The organism is Saccharothrix carnea, from assembly GCF_003014735.1.
Lineage (GTDB): Bacteria > Actinomycetota > Actinomycetes > Mycobacteriales > Pseudonocardiaceae > Actinosynnema > Actinosynnema carneum.
In genome coordinates this window covers 219,145-236,293 of the sequence record NZ_PYAX01000001.1, presented here as the reverse complement: position 1 = coordinate 236,293, position 17,149 = coordinate 219,145, and the positions used below count along the sequence as shown (strand labels likewise).

18 protein-coding genes and 1 riboswitch are annotated in these 17,149 nt (G+C 70.8%); of the genes, 15 read left to right on the top strand and 3 right to left on the bottom strand.

The window, feature by feature from the left end; genetic code table 11:
* Positions 1 to 84: 84 nt before the first annotated feature.
* From B0I31_RS01130 to ileS, 9 genes are all read left to right on the top strand, one after another.
* Positions 85 to 597: a DinB family protein gene (locus B0I31_RS01130; RefSeq protein WP_106613409.1), complete on the top strand. Its 513-nt coding sequence runs from the start codon at positions 85 to 87 to the stop codon at positions 595 to 597.
* A 209-nt stretch (positions 598 to 806) separates the two neighbouring features.
* Positions 807 to 2,147 (top strand): cell division protein FtsZ, encoded by a 1,341-nt coding sequence (gene ftsZ / locus B0I31_RS01125; RefSeq protein WP_106613408.1) that lies wholly within the window; start codon positions 807 to 809, stop codon positions 2,145 to 2,147.
* A gap of 272 nt (positions 2,148 to 2,419) precedes the next feature.
* Complete coding sequence (pgeF, locus tag B0I31_RS01120) at positions 2,420 to 3,124, top strand: peptidoglycan editing factor PgeF (RefSeq protein WP_106613407.1); 705 nt, start codon at positions 2,420 to 2,422, stop codon at positions 3,122 to 3,124.
* Positions 3,121 to 3,819 (top strand): YggS family pyridoxal phosphate-dependent enzyme, encoded by a 699-nt coding sequence (locus tag B0I31_RS01115; RefSeq protein WP_106613406.1) that lies wholly within the window; start codon positions 3,121 to 3,123, stop codon positions 3,817 to 3,819. The genes pgeF and B0I31_RS01115 overlap by 4 nt, the downstream gene beginning before the upstream one ends.
* Before the next feature lie 71 nt (positions 3,820 to 3,890).
* Positions 3,891 to 4,508: a cell division protein SepF gene (locus B0I31_RS01110; protein ID WP_106613405.1), complete on the top strand. Its 618-nt coding sequence runs from the start codon at positions 3,891 to 3,893 to the stop codon at positions 4,506 to 4,508.
* Between the two features lie 20 nt (positions 4,509 to 4,528).
* On the top strand, positions 4,529 to 4,819 hold the full coding sequence (locus tag B0I31_RS01105) for a YggT family protein (RefSeq protein WP_053715531.1): 291 nt from the start codon (positions 4,529 to 4,531) through the stop codon (positions 4,817 to 4,819).
* A gap of 51 nt (positions 4,820 to 4,870) precedes the next feature.
* Complete coding sequence (wag31, locus tag B0I31_RS01100; RefSeq protein WP_106613404.1) at positions 4,871 to 5,686, top strand: DivIVA-like cell division protein Wag31; 816 nt, start codon at positions 4,871 to 4,873, stop codon at positions 5,684 to 5,686.
* A gap of 28 nt (positions 5,687 to 5,714) precedes the next feature.
* Positions 5,715 to 6,245 carry a hypothetical protein gene (locus tag B0I31_RS01095; RefSeq protein WP_106613403.1) on the top strand — a complete coding sequence of 177 codons (531 nt, stop codon included), beginning with the start codon at positions 5,715 to 5,717 and terminating at the stop codon, positions 6,243 to 6,245.
* Between the two features lie 269 nt (positions 6,246 to 6,514).
* Positions 6,515 to 9,622, top strand: a complete 3,108-nt coding sequence (gene ileS, locus B0I31_RS01090; RefSeq protein WP_106613402.1) for an isoleucine--tRNA ligase — start codon at positions 6,515 to 6,517, stop codon at positions 9,620 to 9,622.
* Positions 9,623 to 9,688: 66 nt separating this feature from the next.
* On the opposite strand, the gene B0I31_RS01085 is transcribed toward ileS, so the two are convergent.
* From B0I31_RS01085 to B0I31_RS01075, 3 genes are all read right to left on the bottom strand, one after another.
* Positions 9,689 to 10,357 (bottom strand): RNA polymerase sigma factor, encoded by a 669-nt coding sequence (locus B0I31_RS01085; RefSeq protein WP_425444336.1) that lies wholly within the window; start codon positions 10,355 to 10,357, stop codon positions 9,689 to 9,691.
* A complete protein-coding gene (locus tag B0I31_RS01080) occupies positions 10,354 to 10,914 on the bottom strand; it encodes an RNA polymerase sigma factor (protein ID WP_106613401.1) in 561 nt (186 codons plus the stop codon). The genes B0I31_RS01085 and B0I31_RS01080 overlap by 4 nt, the downstream gene beginning before the upstream one ends.
* Positions 10,915 to 10,982: 68 nt before the next feature.
* The gene (locus tag B0I31_RS01075) at positions 10,983 to 11,444 is read right to left on the bottom strand and encodes a hypothetical protein (RefSeq protein WP_106613961.1); all 462 of its coding nucleotides are present in this window, start codon (positions 11,442 to 11,444) and stop codon (positions 10,983 to 10,985) included.
* Between the two features lie 58 nt (positions 11,445 to 11,502).
* Here B0I31_RS01075 and B0I31_RS01070 point away from each other — a divergent pair, with 58 nt between their 5' ends.
* The 6 genes from B0I31_RS01070 (at position 11,503) to B0I31_RS01045 (ending at position 17,053) form a co-directional block, all read left to right on the top strand.
* A complete protein-coding gene (locus tag B0I31_RS01070; protein WP_106613400.1) occupies positions 11,503 to 12,051 on the top strand; it encodes a TetR/AcrR family transcriptional regulator in 549 nt (182 codons plus the stop codon).
* A complete protein-coding gene (locus B0I31_RS01065) occupies positions 12,044 to 12,325 on the top strand; it encodes a DUF167 domain-containing protein (protein ID WP_106613399.1) in 282 nt (93 codons plus the stop codon). The genes B0I31_RS01070 and B0I31_RS01065 overlap by 8 nt, the downstream gene beginning before the upstream one ends.
* Before the next feature lie 179 nt (positions 12,326 to 12,504).
* A complete protein-coding gene (locus B0I31_RS01060) occupies positions 12,505 to 13,977 on the top strand; it encodes a potassium/proton antiporter (protein WP_181319976.1) in 1,473 nt (490 codons plus the stop codon).
* Positions 13,978 to 14,041: 64 nt separating this feature from the next.
* Positions 14,042 to 14,155: riboswitch (SAM riboswitch) on the top strand.
* 35 nt (positions 14,156 to 14,190) lie between these two features.
* Positions 14,191 to 15,510 (top strand): aminotransferase class V-fold PLP-dependent enzyme, encoded by a 1,320-nt coding sequence (locus B0I31_RS01055; RefSeq protein WP_106613397.1) that lies wholly within the window; start codon positions 14,191 to 14,193, stop codon positions 15,508 to 15,510.
* Between the two features lie 23 nt (positions 15,511 to 15,533).
* Positions 15,534 to 16,121: a signal peptidase II gene (gene lspA / locus B0I31_RS01050; RefSeq protein ID WP_245949574.1), complete on the top strand. Its 588-nt coding sequence runs from the start codon at positions 15,534 to 15,536 to the stop codon at positions 16,119 to 16,121.
* The gene (locus tag B0I31_RS01045; protein ID WP_106613396.1) at positions 16,118 to 17,053 is read left to right on the top strand and encodes an RluA family pseudouridine synthase; all 936 of its coding nucleotides are present in this window, start codon (positions 16,118 to 16,120) and stop codon (positions 17,051 to 17,053) included. The genes lspA and B0I31_RS01045 overlap by 4 nt, the downstream gene beginning before the upstream one ends.
* Positions 17,054 to 17,149: the final 96 nt, after the last annotated feature.

Below are 17,149 nucleotides of genomic sequence, written 5' to 3'. Positions count from 1 at the left end.
ACCCGGGGACGCGGTGAACACCGCCACACGGTGTATCCGCGGAAGTCGATCGTCCGCGTCCGGTCGTGCGGTGATACTTCGGGAATGACCCAGACGCCGGTGGACAACCGGATCGAGCTCCCGTACACCGGTGACGAGCGCACCCTGCTGTGCGGGTTCCTGGACTTCCTGCGCGGGACGATCGAGTTCAAGTGCGCCGGGCTGAGCGACGCCGACGCGGCGCGATCGGTGCTCCCGTCGCAGCTCAACACGGCTGCGGGCATCGTCAAGCACCTGCGTTGGGTCGAGCACTACTGGTTCGAGGTGGCGTTGGCCGGACGGCCGTCGCGCGCGCCCTACACGCGTGAGGACCCGGACGCCGATTGGCGCGTCGAGCCGGGCGAGACGATCTCGGGATTGATCGCCGACTACGCTGAGCAGTGCACGGTGAGTCGGGAACTCGTCGCGGGCCTCGACCTCGACCACGAGGTGGTGTTCCGCGGGGACAAGCGCCTTTCCGTGCGCTGGGTGCTGATCCACATGATCGAGGAAACGGGTCGGCACGCGGGGCACCTGGACGTGGTGCGGGAACTGCTCGACGGGGTGACCGGCGAGTAGAGACCACTCACCCGGTCAGGACACAACACGGCGTGGCTGCTAGACCGAGGCATACGTGGTGCATAACGTTCAGCAGGAACATACGGGGTTGACATAACTCTGAACCTCTGGTTGAGAGTTTCAATCCGGGTGGAGATCCGTCCGGGCTGTGACACCGGTGGTCATCCACTCCAGCACATGAGCACGGACACGATCAGGAAGGCGGACCGATGACGCCCCCGCACAACTACCTCGCGGTGATAAAGGTCGTCGGCATCGGCGGTGGCGGTGTCAACGCCGTCAACCGCATGATCGAGGTCGGGCTCAAGGGCGTCGAGTTCATCGCGGTGAACACCGACGCCCAGGCGCTGCTCATGTCGGATGCCGACGTGAAGCTCGACATCGGCCGCGAACTCACCCGCGGCCTCGGTGCAGGCGCCAACCCCGAAGTCGGCCACAAGGCCGCCGAAGACCACCGCGAAGAGATCGAAGAAGTCCTCAAGGGCGCGGACATGGTGTTCGTGACCGCGGGCGAGGGCGGTGGCACGGGCACCGGTGGCGCGCCCGTGGTCGCCTCGATCGCCCGCAAGCTCGGCGCGTTGACCATCGGCGTGGTCACGCGGCCGTTCTCGTTCGAGGGCAAGCGCCGCGCCAAGCAGGCCGAAGAGGGCATCCAGGCGCTGCGCAACGAGTGCGACACCCTCATCGTGATCCCGAACGACCGGCTGCTGCAGCTCGGCGACATCGGCGTCTCGCTGATGGACGCGTTCCGCTCCGCGGACGAGGTGCTGCTGTCCGGTGTCCAGGGCATCACCGACCTGATCACCACGCCCGGTCTGATCAACCTCGACTTCGCCGACGTGAAGTCCGTCATGTCCGGCGCGGGCAGCGCGTTGATGGGCATCGGCTCGGCGCGCGGTGAGGGCCGGGCGGTCCAGGCCGCCCAGAAGGCCATCAACTCGCCGTTGCTGGAAGCGTCGATGGAGGGCGCGCACGGCGTGCTGCTCTCGATCGCCGGTGGCAGCGACCTCGGGTTGTTCGAGATCAACGAGTCCGCCTCGCTGGTGCAGGAGGCGGCGCACCCCGACGCGAACATCATCTTCGGTACGGTCATCGACGACTCGCTCGGCGACGAGGTCCGGGTCACGGTGATCGCGGCGGGTTTTGACAGTGGCGGGCCGACGCACAAGAAGCTGGAGCCGCAGGCTCTGTCCAGCCCGCCGCGCGGCACCGCCGTGGCCTCGGCCACGGCGGGTCAGGTGAACCACAACCCGCAGCCCCAACCGGTGCAGCAGGTCCAGCAGGTCCAACAGCAGCCCCAGCCGCAGCCTCAGCCCGTGCAGCAGGTGGAGCAGCCGGTCGTCCCGCCGCGGCCGACCGTGCCGCAGCAGTCGCAGTCCGGGCAGGGCAACGGCCAGCCGTCGCCCTACAGCACGCCGCAGCCGGCCATGCCGAGGTCGCTGTCGCCGGGCGTGCCGGGCAACACCGGCGGCTCGCTGCCGAACCGGGCCGTCCCGGTGACCGACGACCCCGACGACGAGGTCGACGTCCCCCCGTTCATGCGCCGCTGACCGCGAGAGTCCAACGCTCACCGCGCGAGAGTCCAACGCTCACCGCGCGAGAGTCCAACGCTCACAGCGCGCGTGTCCTACGTTCAGGACCCCCGAGTTCAACACTCAGAGCCGCCCAGTCGGGTCCGAGGGTCGAGCCCGGGGGTCCTGAACGTTGAATTCAGGTGTTCCGAACGTAGGACACGGGCGTTCCGAACGTAGGACACGCGCGTGCTGAGCGTTGGACTCTCGAGGCTTGAACGTTGGACTCTCGGGTCTGGGAAGCTTGGGGGGTGCGCATCCGTCGTGTCCTGACCACCCGCGAAGGCGGCGTGTCGAAAGCTCCCTACGACTCCTTCAACCTGGCCGACCACGTCGGTGACGACCCGGCCGCCGTCGAGGCCAACCGGAAGCGGCTCGCCGAGGGGATCGGGCTCGAACCCGAACGGCTGGTCTGGATGGAACAGGTGCACGGCCGCACGGTCGCGGTCGTGGACGGGCCGGTGGACGAGCCGCTGGAGGCCACGGACGCCGTGGTGACGAGGCAGGAACGGCTGGGCCTGGTGGTGCTGACGGCCGACTGCGTGCCGGTGCTGCTCGGCGACCCCGAGGCCGGTGTGATCGCCGCCGTGCACGCCGGACGGGTCGGTGCCCGCGTCGGCGTGCTCCCGGCGACCCTGGACCGCATGGTCGAGCTGGGCGCCGAGAAGCAACGGACCGAGGTGCTGCTCGGCCCGGCCGTCTGCGGCCAGTGCTACGAGGTCCCCGCCGCGATGCGCGACGACGTCGAGAAGCACCTCCCCGGCAGCGCGGCCAAGACCCGGTCCGGCAAGCCCGCCCTCGACCTGCGCGCCGGCCTCTGGCAGCAGCTCGCCGACGCGGGCGTCGGCCGGATCGGCGTCGACCCCCGCTGCACGGTCGAGGAGAAGTCCCTGTTCAGCCACCGCCGAGACCCCGGGACGGGGCGGCTCGCGGGTGTCATCTGGATGGAACCGTGAACCGGCGCGAAGAGCTGGCGCTGTCGCTGGCCGAGGTCAAGGACCGCATCGCCAAGGCCTGCGCGGCAGTCGGGAGGTCACCCGATGAGGTCGAGTTGCTGGCCGTCACCAAGACGTTCCCGGCCGAGGACGTGGCGATCCTGAGCGACCTCGGGCTCACCGCCTTCGCCGAGAACCGCGACCAGGAGGCGAACCGCAAGACCGCCGAGTTCGCCGAACTGCGCCCGGGCGCCGCGGCCAAGTGGCACATGGTCGGCTCGCTCCAGCGCAACAAGGCCAAGTCGGTCCTCCGCTGGGCCGACCGGATCGACACGGTCGACTCGATCCGGCTCGCCGACGCCGTCGCCAAGGCCGCCGCCGAACCGACCGAGGTGCTGATCCAGGTCAGCATCGACGGCGACGAGGCCCGCGGCGGCCACCCGATCGGTGACCTTCCGCGACTCGCCGATCACGTAGCACGTTCGAGTGAACTTATTTTTCGTGGTGTGATGACCGTCGCACCCCTCGGGATGTCTCCACAGCAGGCGTTTGCCGCTCTATACGAAGCGGTAACCCGCTTGCGGGTCGATCATCCCGATGCCACCGTGATCTCGGCGGGGATGAGCGGTGACCTGGAGGATGCGATCGCGCACGGATCCACGTGCGTGCGTGTCGGAACAGCGTTGCTGGGCAGCCGGAGACTAGCCTCGCCGTAACTGTCTGGAACCTCTGGGACGGCCGCGACGTCCTTGCGAGTAGGGATCTCGGCGGAGGAAGGGCTCGAGCCATGAGCGGGTTTCACAAGCTGAAGGCCTACTTCGGGATGGTTCCCGCCGAGTACGCCGACGACCCCGCGGCCTACGACGACGACCGGCGCTACCCGGACTACCGGTCCGACTACGCCGACTCGGACGACTACGAGCCGTACCCGGAGCAGCGCACCCCGCGTCGCCGTTCCCCGAACGGCTACCGCGCCGAGCTGGACGACTCGGACGACTACGAGCCGGAGCGCGGCGCACGCCCGCGCCGGCCGTGGAGCCCGGAAACCCACGGCGCGCTGGCCGTGGAGCCGCAGCGCGAGCCGGTGGGCAGGCTGCGGCCCGCCCCGGAGCCGGCGAGCCAGCCGCTGGGCCGCATCACCACGCTGCACCCGCGCAGCTACAACGAGGCGCGGACCATCGGCGAGCACTACCGCGACGGCACGCCGGTGATCATGAACCTCACCGACATGAACGACGCGGACGCCAAGCGGCTGGTCGACTTCGCGGCCGGTCTGGCCTTCGCGCTGCGGGGCTCGATCGACAAGGTCACCAACAAGGTGTTCCTTCTCTCACCCCCGAACATCGACGTGACGGCGGAGGACCGCAGGCGACTCGCTGAGGGTGGGTTCCTCAACCAGGGCTGAGTGGTGGCACAGTTGAGCATGTGGATGCCCTCTGGCTCGTGGTCTACTACGTGTTGTTCTCGTTCTGGCTGCTGCTCACGGCGCGTGTCGTCGTGGAGCTCGTCCGTAGTTTCGCCAGGGGATGGCGACCTGCGGGCGGCGTGGCGGTGGCGCTTGAGACCGTCTACACCGTGACCGATCCTCCGGTCCGCTTGCTGCGTCGGATCATCCCGACCGTGCGGATCGGGGGCATCGGACTGGACTTGTCCATTATTGTGCTGTTGCTGGTCGTTATCATTCTGATGCGAGTAGCCGATCCCAGGCCGTTGTGAGGGGACAGGGTCCAGGGATCTCCACAGCCCAGGAGTGCGTGAGGTGATCTGATGCCGTTGACCCCCGCGGACGTGCACAACGTCGCGTTCAGCAAGCCGCCGATTGGCAAGCGGGGCTACAACGAGGACGAGGTGGACGCGTTCCTCGACCTGGTTGAGGGCGAACTGGCCCGCCTGATCGAGGAGAACAACGACCTGCGCCAGCAGGTCGAGCAGCTCGACCAGCAGGTCGAGACCGCGCGTGCCGACCTCGAAGACGCCCGGGCGAAGGTTGCCGCAGGCGTCGGCCCGAGCCGCGTCGTGGACGAGCCCCGCAGGCTCGCACCGGTGCCGCCCCCTTCGGCGCTGGAGCAGACCTCGCCCGGCGGTGGTGGTGACCACCACGTGCAGGCCGCCAAGGTGCTCGGCCTGGCCCAGGAGATGGCCGACCGGCTCACCGGCGAGGCCAAGGCCGAGGCGGACGGGATGCTGTCCGAGGCCCGGACCAAGTCCGAGCAGCTGTTGTCCGAGGCGCGATCCAAGGCCGACACCATGGTCAACGAGGCGCGCACGCGTGCCGAGACCATGCTCAACGACGCGCGGACCCGCGCCGAGACGCTGGAGCGGCAGGCCCGTGAGAAGGCCAGCGCGCTCGACCGCGACGCGCAGCGCAAGCACGCCGAGGTGATGGGCAACATCACCCAGGAGAAGAACACGCTCGAGAAGCAGATCGACAAGCTGCAGACCTTCGAGCGCGAGTACCGCACCCGGCTCAAGACCATGCTCGAGTCGTCGCTGCGCGACCTGCAGGACCGCGGCCCGGCCGCGCCGTCCGACGGTCGTCAGCAGGGCGGGTACTCGTTCGGGGCGCGCGCCGAAGCCGGCTGATCGGCGTTGCTGATCTAGTCTGCTGGACGTGCTGTACATAGTCCTGCTGTTGGTGCTGGCAGCCCTGGGGTTGCTCGTGCCCGCGCTGACCAGCGCCCAGACGCACTGGGCCTGGTTGTCCGTGGGTGCGAGCGGGGCTGCTGCCGTGGTCCTGGTGCTCGACTGGTGGCTCCGCCGCCGGTCGGGCCCCCGGGCTGCCGGCGCCGCAGTTGTTGATCACCAGGTTAGCGGTGGTGATCAACCGGCCGTGCCGGAGGGTGCCGAGGACGAACCTCCGGAAAGTCCACCCGATCAGGCACATCTCGAACCTGGCGAGGAGGACGCGGACGCGGCCGACGCCTTGATCGTGAGCGAACTCACGGACGAGGTGCGGGTGCTGGACGAACGTCCCCGCTACCACCTCGCCGAGTGCTCCTGGCTCGGCTCCCGGTCGTCGCTCGGCCTGCCGGTCGACGAGGCGCGCCGGCTCGGCTTCACGCCGTGCGCGGTCTGCCGCCCGGACGCCGGCCTCGCGGCGCGCAAGCGGACCGCTGACCGGTCGGCGACCTCGACGGACTGACCCGGCGGGCGGCTGGACCCGGTGACCCCGGAAAGCGGGTTGCGCGGTTCGGCTACCCTGGGTGGTAGCACGGCGTTGATCCGGCCATCACCGGGGAGCCTCCGGAAGAACGGGCGCGAGCCCCAGTAGAACCGGACGGGAGCGGCCCGTCACAGCCGTCGAAGAGAGGCCAGTGCCTTCGCGCCCTGGCAAGCGGGGTGGTACCGCGGTGCGCCGTGACCGGCGTGTCGTCCCCGTGAGCCGGTTGGACGCACGCGAGGAGCAGCACGATGGCCTACCCGAAGGCAGGCGAGGGTTCCGTTCCCTCCCAGCCGTCCTTCCCCGCCCTCGAAGAGGGTGTGCTGGACTTCTGGAAGTCCGACCGGACGTTCCAGGCGTCGATCGACGCACGGCCCGCCGGGGACAACGGGGCCAACGAGTTCGTCTTCTACGACGGCCCGCCGTTCGCCAACGGCCTGCCGCACTACGGCCACCTGCTGACCGGCTACGTCAAGGACGTCGTCCCGCGCTACCGGACCATGCGCGGCGAGCACGTCGAGCGCCGGTTCGGCTGGGACACGCACGGCCTGCCCGCCGAGGTGGAGGCCGAGAAGCAGCTCGGGTTCTCGTCCAAGAGCGAGATCGAGGCGTTCGGCATCGAGAAGTTCAACGAGGCCTGCCGCACGTCGGTGCTGCAGTACACCGACCAGTGGCGCGACTACGTGACCCGGCAGGCCCGCTGGGTGGACTTCGACAACGACTACAAGACCCTCGACCTGGACTACATGGAAAGCGTCATGTGGGCCTTCAAGACCCTGTGGGACAAGGGTCTGGTCTACGAGGGCTTCCGGGTGCTCTGGTACTGCTGGCGCTGCGAGACGCCGCTGTCCAACACCGAGACCAAGATGGACGACACCTACCGGGACCGGCAGGACCCGGCGGTGACCGTGGGCCTGCGGCTGGAGACCGGCGAGCTGGCCCTGGTGTGGACGACGACGCCGTGGACGCTGCCGTCCAACCTGGCCGCGGCCGTGCACCCGGACGTGGACTACGTGACGGTCGAGGCCAACGGCGAGCGCTACCTGCTCGCCGAGGCGCGCGTCGCCGCGTACGCCCGCGAGCTGGGCGAGGAGCCGCCGGTGGTGGCCCGCTGCAAGGGCGCCGACCTGGTCGGCCGCAAGTACGCGCCGCCGTTCGACTTCTTCGTCGGCCGGGAGAACGCGCACCAGGTGCTGGCCGCCGACTACGTCACCACCGAGGACGGCACGGGCATGGTGCACATCGCGCCCGCGTTCGGTGAGGAGGACAAGGTCGTCACCGACGCGGCCGGCATCGAGGTCGTCGTGCCGGTGGACGCGCACGGCCGGTTCACCGCCGAGGTGCCGCCGTACGAGGGGCAACAGGTCTTCGAGGCGAACAAGGCGATCATCCGCGACCTGAAGGAAGCGGGCCTGCTGCTGCGCCACGAGACCTACGACCACCCGTACCCGCACTGCTGGCGGTGCGACAACGCGCTGATCCAGCGCGCGGTGTCGTCGTGGTTCGTCGCGGTGTCGAAGTTCAAGGACCGCATGGTCGAGCTGAACCAGCAGATCAACTGGGTGCCCGAGCACATCAAGGACGGCCAGTTCGGCAAGTGGCTGGAGAACGCCCGCGACTGGAACATCTCCCGCAACCGGTTCTGGGGCTCGCCGATCCCGGTCTGGGTGTCGGACGACCCGGCGTACCCGCGGGTGGACGTCTACGGCTCGCTGGACGAGCTGGAGCGCGACTTCGGCGTGCGCCCGACCGACCTGCACCGGCCGGTCATCGACGGGCTGACCAGGCCGAACCCGGACGACCCGACCGGTCGCTCGGTGATGCGGCGGGTGCCCGAGGTGCTGGACTGCTGGTTCGAGTCCGGCTCGATGTCGTTCGCCCAGGTGCACTACCCGTTCGAGAACCGCGAGTGGTTCGAGGACCACTACCCGGGTGACTTCATCGTCGAGTACAACGGCCAGACGCGCGGCTGGTTCTACACCATGCACGTGCTGGCCACGGCGCTGTTCGACCGGCCCGCGTTCCGCAACTGCGTGGCGCACGGGATCGTGCTGGGCGACGACGGGCAGAAGATGTCCAAGTCGCGCAAGAACTACCCGGACGTCAACGAGGTGTTCGACCGCGACGGGTCCGACGCCATGCGGTGGTTCCTCATGGCGTCGCCGATCCTGCGCGGCGGCGACCTGGTGGTGACCGAGCGCGGTATCCGTGACGCGGTGCGGCAGGCCGTGCTGCCGCTGTGGAACTCCTGGTACTTCCTGGCCCTGTACGCCAACGCGGACGGGGTCGAGGGGACGTGGCGGACGTCGTCGCAGCACGTGCTGGACCGGTACGTGCTGGCGAAGACGCACGACCTGGTGGCCGGGGTGACCGGGCAGCTGGACGAGTACGACATCTCGGGCGCGTGCGCGTCGATCCGGGAGTTCCTGGAGGTGCTGACCAACTGGTACGTGCGGCGCTCGCGCGACCGGTTCTGGTCCGGCGACCAGGACGCGATCGACACGCTGCACACCGTGCTGGAGGTCGTGTGCCGGGTGGCCGCGCCGCTGCTGCCGCTGACCACCGAGTCGGTGTGGCGTGGGTTGACCGGTGGCCGGTCGGTGCACCTGGCCGACTACCCGGTGGCGTCCGACCTGCCCGCGGACGACGTGCTGGTGGCCGCGATGGACCAGGTGCGGCAGGTGGCGTCCACGGCGTTGTCGCTGCGGAAGTCGAACAAGCTGCGGGTGCGGTTGCCGTTGGCGAAGCTGGTGATCGCGGCGGCGGACGTGGCGCAGCTGGAGGCGTTCACCGAGGTGCTGCGGGACGAGGTGAACGTCAAGGAGGTCGAGCTGACCACGGACGTGGACGCGCACGGCCACTTCCAGCTGGCGGTCAACGCGCGTGCCGCCGGGCCGCGGTTGGGGCCGGACGTGCAGAAGGTCATCAAGGCCGTGAAGGCCGGTGACTGGCAGGAGGTGGACGGTCGCGTCGTGGCCGCCGGGATCGAGCTGTTCCCGGAGGAGTACGAGCAGCGGCTGGTCGCCACCGACCAGGGCGCGACGGCGGCGTTGCCGAACAGCGGTGGGCTGGTCGTGCTGGACACCGTGGTCACGGAGGAGCTGGCGGCCGAGGGTGTCGCGCGTGACCTGGTGCGCGTGGTGCAGCAGGCGCGCAAGGACGCCGGGCTGGACGTGTCGGACCGGATCGCGTTGACGCTGCAGCTGCCGGCGGGCGTGGACGATGCGGTGCGCCGGTTCGAGGCGTTCGTCAGGGAGGAGACGCTGGCCGAGTCGGTTTCCTACGACGAGGTGGCCGAGGGCTCCGAAGGCGTCGTCGGTGACGGGCAGAAGGTCCGGGTGGCGGTCACCCGGGTCTGATCGGCCTGACGCGGTAGTCCGGTAGCCGGCGAGGATGTGCTGGAAAGCACGTCCTCGCCGGACGGGCTACCGCACGTCGTCCTGCTCCAGCCGCGCCTTGAGGCGGTCGAGGCAGCGGCCTCTGGTGGGGCCGATCGAGCCGCGTGGCATGGCGAGGGTCTCGGCGACGACGCGGTACTCGGCGCGGCCCGCCAGGACGGTCAGCCGGAGCAGCTCCTGACAACGGCGTGGCATGGAGTTGAAGGCGCGCCACAGCCGGCGATCACGGTCGTCGCGCAGGGCTTCCGGCTCCGGGAGCCACCGGTCGTCGGGCATGTCGACGGCCGAGTCGGTGGACAGGGCCGGGCGGCCGTTGAGGTCGCGCCAGGCCCGTTGTGCCTCGCGGCGGGTGGCGACGATCAGCCAGCCGGCCACGGCCCTGGGCTCGACCAGCCGGTCCAGGTGGCGCAGCAGGCTCAGCCACACCGTCTGCACGACGTCCTCGGCGGTGGCCTGGTCCAGGCCGTTGCCCCTGGCCACGTGCCACACCAAGGGGGTCAGCTCGGCCACCAGCGAGTCCATCGCCTCCCGTGAGCCGGACCGCGCGGCCACGACCAGGGCCGCCTGCCGTTCGTACCTCGACGCCTGAGCCATGATCGCGGCCACGCCGAGGTCGTCCGTGCCGGGGTCCTCCGGGATGGCTTCGGCCAGTTCGGCGCGCAGGTGGTCCAGCCGGGGGTCCAACTCGTCGGTCATGACGTCTCCTTCCCGCGCTGGGAGCCGCGCACCCGCCGCTCCTCGTTGCCGACCTGCTCGCTGACCAGCGCCCGCGCCTGCGACACGTACCGCCGCACGGACGCCCGCCTGCACCCCAGCACGTCGGCGATCTCGTCGTCGGCGAAGTCCCAGAACCGCAGCACCAGCGCGGTGCGCAGGTGGTCCGGCAGGTTCACCACCGCCGCCAGCGTGCTGACCAGCTCGTGCCACGTCTCGGCGTCCCGCTGCTTGGGCACCAGGATCCGGTACGTGCCGCGCTGCCGGGCGACCACCTCGTCGGTCAGGTCGCCCGGCCGCTCCCGTCGACGGGCCTGGTCCACCAGCAGGTTGCGGATCGTCTTCACCAGCCAAGCACGCCTGGACCCGGGAGCGATCACCGGCCAGTGCCGCCACGCGGCGACGAACGCCTCCTGCACCGCGGACTCGTGGTCCAGGTGCGGTGACATCACCGCCGCGAAGCGGAACAGCCTGGTGCGCTCGCGGTGGTAGAAGTCGCTGAAGGTGGCCGCGTGGTCGTCGGGATCCTCCGGCGTCACGAACCCTCCCCCCTCTGGTCCCGGTAACCGGTAGACGGACGAGACCGGGGGTTGTGGAGGAAATCCGGTCAGGCGGGTTGGCGGGCACCCCTCCGGGCCACCGCGCGCAGCAACCGGACCAACGGCGACCACCTGGCCGGGTGAACGGGCGGGTGGCCGGCGGCACGGGCCGCGTTGTCGAGCAGGTCTTCCAGGAGGGCGTCGTGCAACCACCGCACGGCCAGCGGCCACCCCAGCCGCATCAGGCCGCGCGGCCGACCGGTCAGAGTGTGCCGCAGCCCGCCCGGCACCGCTTCCAGGACGTGCCCGCCGTCCACGCCGAGGCTGCGCGCGAACGTGAACTCGACCCGCTGCCCCGGGACGTAGTCGGTGCAGCGGTAGCGCACGAACCCGTGCCCACCGTCCGCGCCGACGCCGAGCGGCCGGTCGAGCACCAGCGGCGGCCACCGGTCGGACGGCCACAGCTCCACGATCCGGTCGACCAGGCCCTCACTGTCGGGGAACAACCGGGTGTGCACGTTGTTGATCATCGACACCACCTCCGTACGGGACCGTATGGTCCGTTACCGTACGGTAGCGTATGGAGCTATGGCACGGCGGACGCGTGACGACTGGACCGGGGTGGCCCTGCGAGCGCTGGCGGAGGGCGGGGTGGCCGCGGTCGCGGTGGAACCGCTCGCGGCGCGCATCGGCGCCACCAAGGGCAGCGCCTACTGGCACTTCCCCAACCGGGAAGCCCTGCTCAAGGCCACCCTCGAACGCTGGGAGCGCGAGCACACCGAGGCCGTGATCGAGCTGGTCGAGTCGGTGCCGGGGCCGCTGGAGAAGCTGCGGCTGCTGTTCGCCACCGTGCTGGAGAGCGTCGAGGACAGCGCGGTGGAGCTGGCCATGCTCGCGGCCAAGGACGACCCGGCGGTCGCGCCCGTGCTGGGTCGCGTCACCGAGCGCCGCATCGCCTACATGGAGGACCTGTTCGGCCAACTCGGGTTCGACGCCGACGTGGCGCACCAGCGGGCCGTGCTCGCCTACTCGGTCTACCTGGGACAGGCCCAGCTGATGTCGTCCACCCCGCACGTGGTCAAGGGGCGGCGCGCGCTGCTGGAGGAGACGCTGACCATGGTGATGTGCCGTGCCTGAGGGGTTCAGGTTCGGGATCCGGGTGAAGCCGGGCGCGAAGCGGGAGGCCGTGGGCGGCCGGTGGGGTGACGGCGCGCTGGTCGTCGCGGTCGCGGCGCCCGCCGTGGAGGGCAAGGCGAACGAGGCCGTGCGCAAGGCGCTGGCCAAGGCGTTCGGCGTGCGCGGGCAGGACGTCGAGGTGGTCGCGGGCGAGCGCGGCCGGGACAAGGTCGTGCGGGTCGACCCCGCCCCGGCCGACGCCGCCGAGGTGCTGGCGCGGCTGCTGGACGGCTGAGCGCGCACGAACGTCCGTTGTGGACGGTGCGGGGCCGGAGGACTTCCGGCTGGTGACGCTGAGTGGTGCCGCGTGGTGCCGTCCGGGCGTGCCGGATTCGTCCATTTCGGTGTCACCGGGGAGAATGACCCCGTCGAGTGAAGTCGCGGTGACGACGGCCTGGAGGTCGAGTGGGCGGTGTGACGGGCTTCCTCGGCATCGCCGCCGCGGTTCTCCTGCTTTCGGTCATCGCGGTCAGGGTGTCGATCCGGCTCGGTCTGCCGTCCCTGCTGCTCTACCTCGGCATCGGGGTGCTGCTCGGCGAGGCCGTGGTGGGCATCCAGTTCGAGGACGCCGACCTGACCCGTTCGCTGGGCACGGTCGCGCTCGTGCTGATCCTCACCGAGGGCGGGCTGACCACGCGGTGGAGCGCGGTGAGACCGGCGCTGGGCCTGGGCATCGCGCTGTCCACGGTGGCCGTGGGCGTGAGCATCGCGGTCACCGGGTTCGCGCTGCACTTCCTGCTGGACATGGACTGGCGCACGGCGCTGCTGTGGGGCGCGGTGCTGTCGTCCACCGACGCGGCGGCCGTGTTCAGCGTGCTGCGCGGGGTGGGCGTGGGCAAGCGGCTCATCGGCGCGCTGGAGCTGGAGTCCGGCATCAACGACGCGCCGGTCTACATCGCCGTCGTGCTGCTCGCGTCACCCGATCCCATCACCTGGACCGCGCCGCTGCTCATGGTCTACGAGCTGATCGCGGGCGGTGTGATCGGGATCGTGCTCGGCTGGGTCGGCGGTGTCGCGCTGCGCCGGGCCGCGCTGCCGGCCACCGGCCTGTACCCGCTGGCCACGGTCGCCGTGTGCCTGCTCGCCTACACCGTCGGCGACCTCGCGCACGCGTCCGGCTTCCTCGCCGTCTACATCGCCGCCCTCGTGCTCGGCAACGCCCGCCTGCCGCACCGCGCGGACACCCTGTCGTTCGCCGAGGGGCTGGGCTGGATCGCGCAGATCGGGCTGTTCGTGCTGCTCGGCCTGTACGCCTCGCCCGACCGGCTGCTCGACGCGCTGGTACCGGCCCTGGTCGCGGGCGCGGTGCTGGTGCTGCTGGCCCGGCCGCTGTCGGTGCTGTGCGCCGCGCTGCCGTTCCGCGTGCCGTGGCGTGAACAGGTGTTCATCTCGTGGTCGGGGCTGCGCGGCGCGGTGCCGATCGTGTTCGCCCTGCTGCCGCTGATCCAGGGCGTGGCCGGCGCGCAACAGCTGGTGGACGCGGTGTTCGTGCTGGTCGTGGTGCTGACCGTCGTCCAGGGCACGACCCTGCCGTGGCTGGCCAAGTGGCTGCGGCTGGTCAAGTCCGGCGAGGCGCACGAGGTGCAGGTCGACTCGTCGGCGCTGGACGAGCTGGGCGCCGAGCTGCTCCAGGTCCGCATCCAGCCGGGCTCCAAGCTGCACGGCGTGTACCTGTCGGAGCTGCGGCTGCCGCCGGGCTCCTCGATCAGCCTCGTGGTGCGCGACGACAACGGCTTCACCCCGCAGCCGACGACCCGGCTGCAGGAGCACGACCAGCTGCTCGTGGTGTGCACGGAGGCCATGCGCACGGCGACCGAGCAGCGCATCCGGGCCGTCGACCGGGCCGGTCGGTTCGCCCGCTGGAAGGGCGACGTCGGCCTGCCGTGACGGCTCCCAGGATGTGAACGCCCCTCGACGGCGGGCGGCGGCCTGGGTTAACTTCGACGCCGAAGGTCATGAGTGCCAGCGCTAAGCCCAGGCTTGCTGGCCGGCAACCCTCCTACCGCGGTGGGGTGCCCCTGGTGAGGACCTGGCCGGCGCGCAGGGCGTCCGGCAAGCGCGGGCCTCCACGAGTGGGGTCCCGGACCCCCGGAGGGCGTCATGACCGTCGCAGTTCCCCGCACCGCAGTCGCCGCGTTGCCCCGCGTCGTCGGTTCGTCGCTGCGCGTGCCGCTGGTGACCGGCGAGCGCGTCGAGTACGCCAACCTCGACCACGCGGCCAGCGCGCCGTGCCTGGAGCAGGTGCGTGACGCGGTGGACGAGCTGCTGCCCTGGTACGCCAGCGTGCACCGGGGCGCGGGTTTCGCCTCGCAGGTCAGCACCAAGGTCTACGAGCAGGCACGTGCGTCGGTGCGCCGCTTCCTGGGTGCCCGGGCCAGTGACGCCGTCGTGTTCACCCGCAACACCACCGACGCGCTGAACCTGCTGGCCAGGAGCGTGCCCAAGCACACCGCCGTGATCCTGTTCGACACCGAGCACCACGCCGCGCTGCTGCCGTGGCGCGGCCCGAACGTGCGCCGCCTGCGCACCCCGGCCTCGCCCGCCCAGGCGGTGCTGGAGCTGGACCGGGCGCTGCGCGCGGCACCGGTCGGCCCGCGGCTGGTCGTGGTGACCGGCGCGTCCAACGTGACCGGCGAGGTCTGGCCGGTGGCCGAGCTGTCGCGGGTCGCCCGCCGGCACGGCGCCCGGATCGCCCTGGACGCCGCCCAGCTCGCGCCGCACCGGCCGGTGGACGTGCGCGCGCTGGACGTCGACTACACCGTGCTGTCGGGGCACAAGGTCTACGCGCCGTTCGGCGCCGGTGCGCTGGTCGGCCGGTCCGACTGGTTGCAGGCCGCCGAGCCGTACCTGGTCGGCGGCGGTGCGACCGCCCGCGTCACCGACCACGGCGACCGGCTGGGCGTGGCCTGGTCGGCGGTGCCCGAGCGGCACGAGGCGGGCACGCCGAACGTGGTGGGCGTGCACGCCCTGGCCGTGGCGTGCGACGTGCTGAGCAGGCACTGGGAGCAGACCGCCGGGCACGAGCGCGTCCTGCTGGAGCGTCTGCGCGCGGGCCTGAAGACCGTGCCCGGCGTGCACGAGCTGGCGCTGTTCGGGCCGGACCACGACCGGGTGGGTGTGGTGAGCTTCACCGTGGGTGGTCAGGACGCCGGCTACCTGGCCGCCGCGTTGTCCGCCGAGCACGGCATCGGCGTGCGTGACGGCGCGTTTTGCGCCCACGTCGCCGTGCACCGCCTCACGCACGGTGACCGGGCGCTGCGGGCGTCCATCGGGCTGGGCACCACCGAGGAGCACGTGGACCGGTTCGTGGCCGCGTTGCGCACGCTCGTGGTCGAGGGTTCGCGGTGGGAGTACGAGCTCCGCGACGGCCGCTGGGCCCCTCTGGACGACCAGCGCGCGCTCCCGCCGTTCCTGCGCTGACCCCGATACTGGACAATGGCCCGGTGAGCACCGATCCCAACACCGAGCCGGACACGCCGGACCAGCCGGACGCACCGCTGCCGAAGCGACGGGTCCTCCTGCTGGCCGTGATCGCGCCGCTGGTGTTGGCGCTCGACCTGGTCACCAAGATCATCGCGGTGGAGGAGCTGGAGGGGCGCGAGCCGGTCGAGCTGTTCGGCGGCCTGCTCTACCTGCCGCTGATCCGCAACACCGGCGCCGCGTTCGGCCTGGCCGAGGGCTGGACGGTGATCCTCGCCCTGATCGCGTTCGGCGTGGTCGTGTTCATCCTGTGGATCGCGCGCCGGCTGCGCTCGGTCGGCTGGGCCATCGGCCTCGGCCTGGTGCTGGGCGGCGCGTTGGGCAACCTGGTCGACCGGATCTTCCGCGGCCCCGGCCCGCTGCGCGGCGGCGTGGTCGACTTCATCTCCGTCCTCGACCCGTGGGGCAACTTCTTCCCCGTGTTCAACCTGGCCGACTCCGCGATCTGCGTGGGCGGCGGCGTGATCGTGCTGATGGCGTTGCTCCAACGCGACTACGACGGCACGCGCGTCGAGAAGAAGCCCAGCTCGAAGTCGGAGAAGAACGCATGAGTGGCGATTACCGGACCCTTCCCGTGCCCGATGGCCTGGACGGGATGAGGGTCGACGCCGGGCTGGCCAAGCTCCTCGGCCTGTCCCGCACGGTGGTCGCGGCGTTGACCGAGTCGGGTGACGTCGTGCTCGACGGGCAGCCCGCCGGCAAGTCGGACCGCCTCGTCGCGGGCTCCGTGCTGGAGGTCACCCTGCCCGAGCCCGAACGCCCGGTGCAGGTGCAGGCCGTGCCCGTGGAGGGCTTGGAGGTCCTCCACGAGGACGACGACATCATCGTGGTCGACAAGCCGGTCGGCGTGGCCGTGCACCCCAGCCCCGGCTGGACCGGTCCGACCGTGGTGGGCGGCCTGGCCGCGGCCGGGATCCGGATCGCCACGTCGGGTGCCGCCGAGCGGCAGGGCGTCGTGCACCGGCTGGACGTCGGCACGACCGGCGTCATGGTGGTGGCCAAGAGCGAGAGCGCCTACTCGGCGTTGAAGCACGCGTTCAAGGAACGCACGGTCGACAAGCTCTACCACGCCCTCGTGCAGGGGCACCCGGACCCGATCAAGGGCACCATCGACGCGCCGATCGACCGGCACCCCAAGCACGACTACAAGTTCGCCGTGATGGCCAACGGCAAGCCGAGCATCACGCACTACGAGGTGGTGGAGGCGTTCCGCGCCGCGTCGCTGCTCGACGTGCACCTGGAAACCGGCCGCACGCACCAGATCCGGGTCCACTTCTCCGCGCTGCGGCACCCGTGCGTCGGTGACCTGACCTACGGCGCCGACCCGGTGCTGGCCAAGCGCCTCGGCGTGACGCGGCAGTGGCTGCACGCCCGCACGCTCGGCTTCCACCACCCGGCGGACGGCCAGTGGGTGTCGTTCACCAGCGAGTACCCCGACGACCTCGCCGACGCGCTGGAACTGTTGCGCGCAGAGGGTTATTGATCTCCTTCACCCGAAAGTCTTGCGCCGAGCGCGTGACTTCGGCCATATCGCTTTCCCCCAGTTCGTTTGGCTTGCGAAGCTTTTGCCAGACGAGCC

Excerpts from the sequence above, each read along its gene's own strand:
- B0I31_RS01070 (WP_106613400.1), top strand. The coding sequence starts at position 11,503 with ATGGCACGGCGGACGCGTGACGACTGGACCGGGGTGGCCCTGCGAGCG.
- B0I31_RS01075 (WP_106613961.1), bottom strand. The coding sequence starts at position 11,444 with ATGATCAACAACGTGCACACCCGGTTGTTCCCCGACAGTGAGGGCCTG.
- B0I31_RS01130 (WP_106613409.1), top strand. The coding sequence starts at position 85 with ATGACCCAGACGCCGGTGGACAACCGGATCGAGCTCCCGTACACCGGT.
- ftsZ (WP_106613408.1), top strand. The coding sequence starts at position 807 with ATGACGCCCCCGCACAACTACCTCGCGGTGATAAAGGTCGTCGGCATC.
- B0I31_RS01085 (WP_425444336.1), bottom strand. The coding sequence starts at position 10,357 with ATGACCGACGAGTTGGACCCCCGGCTGGACCACCTGCGCGCCGAACTG.
- B0I31_RS01045 (WP_106613396.1), top strand. The coding sequence starts at position 16,118 with ATGAGTGGCGATTACCGGACCCTTCCCGTGCCCGATGGCCTGGACGGG.
- wag31 (WP_106613404.1), top strand. The coding sequence starts at position 4,871 with ATGCCGTTGACCCCCGCGGACGTGCACAACGTCGCGTTCAGCAAGCCG.
- B0I31_RS01110 (WP_106613405.1), top strand. The coding sequence starts at position 3,891 with ATGAGCGGGTTTCACAAGCTGAAGGCCTACTTCGGGATGGTTCCCGCC.
- ileS (WP_106613402.1), top strand. The coding sequence starts at position 6,515 with ATGGCCTACCCGAAGGCAGGCGAGGGTTCCGTTCCCTCCCAGCCGTCC.
- B0I31_RS01055 (WP_106613397.1), top strand. The coding sequence starts at position 14,191 with ATGACCGTCGCAGTTCCCCGCACCGCAGTCGCCGCGTTGCCCCGCGTC.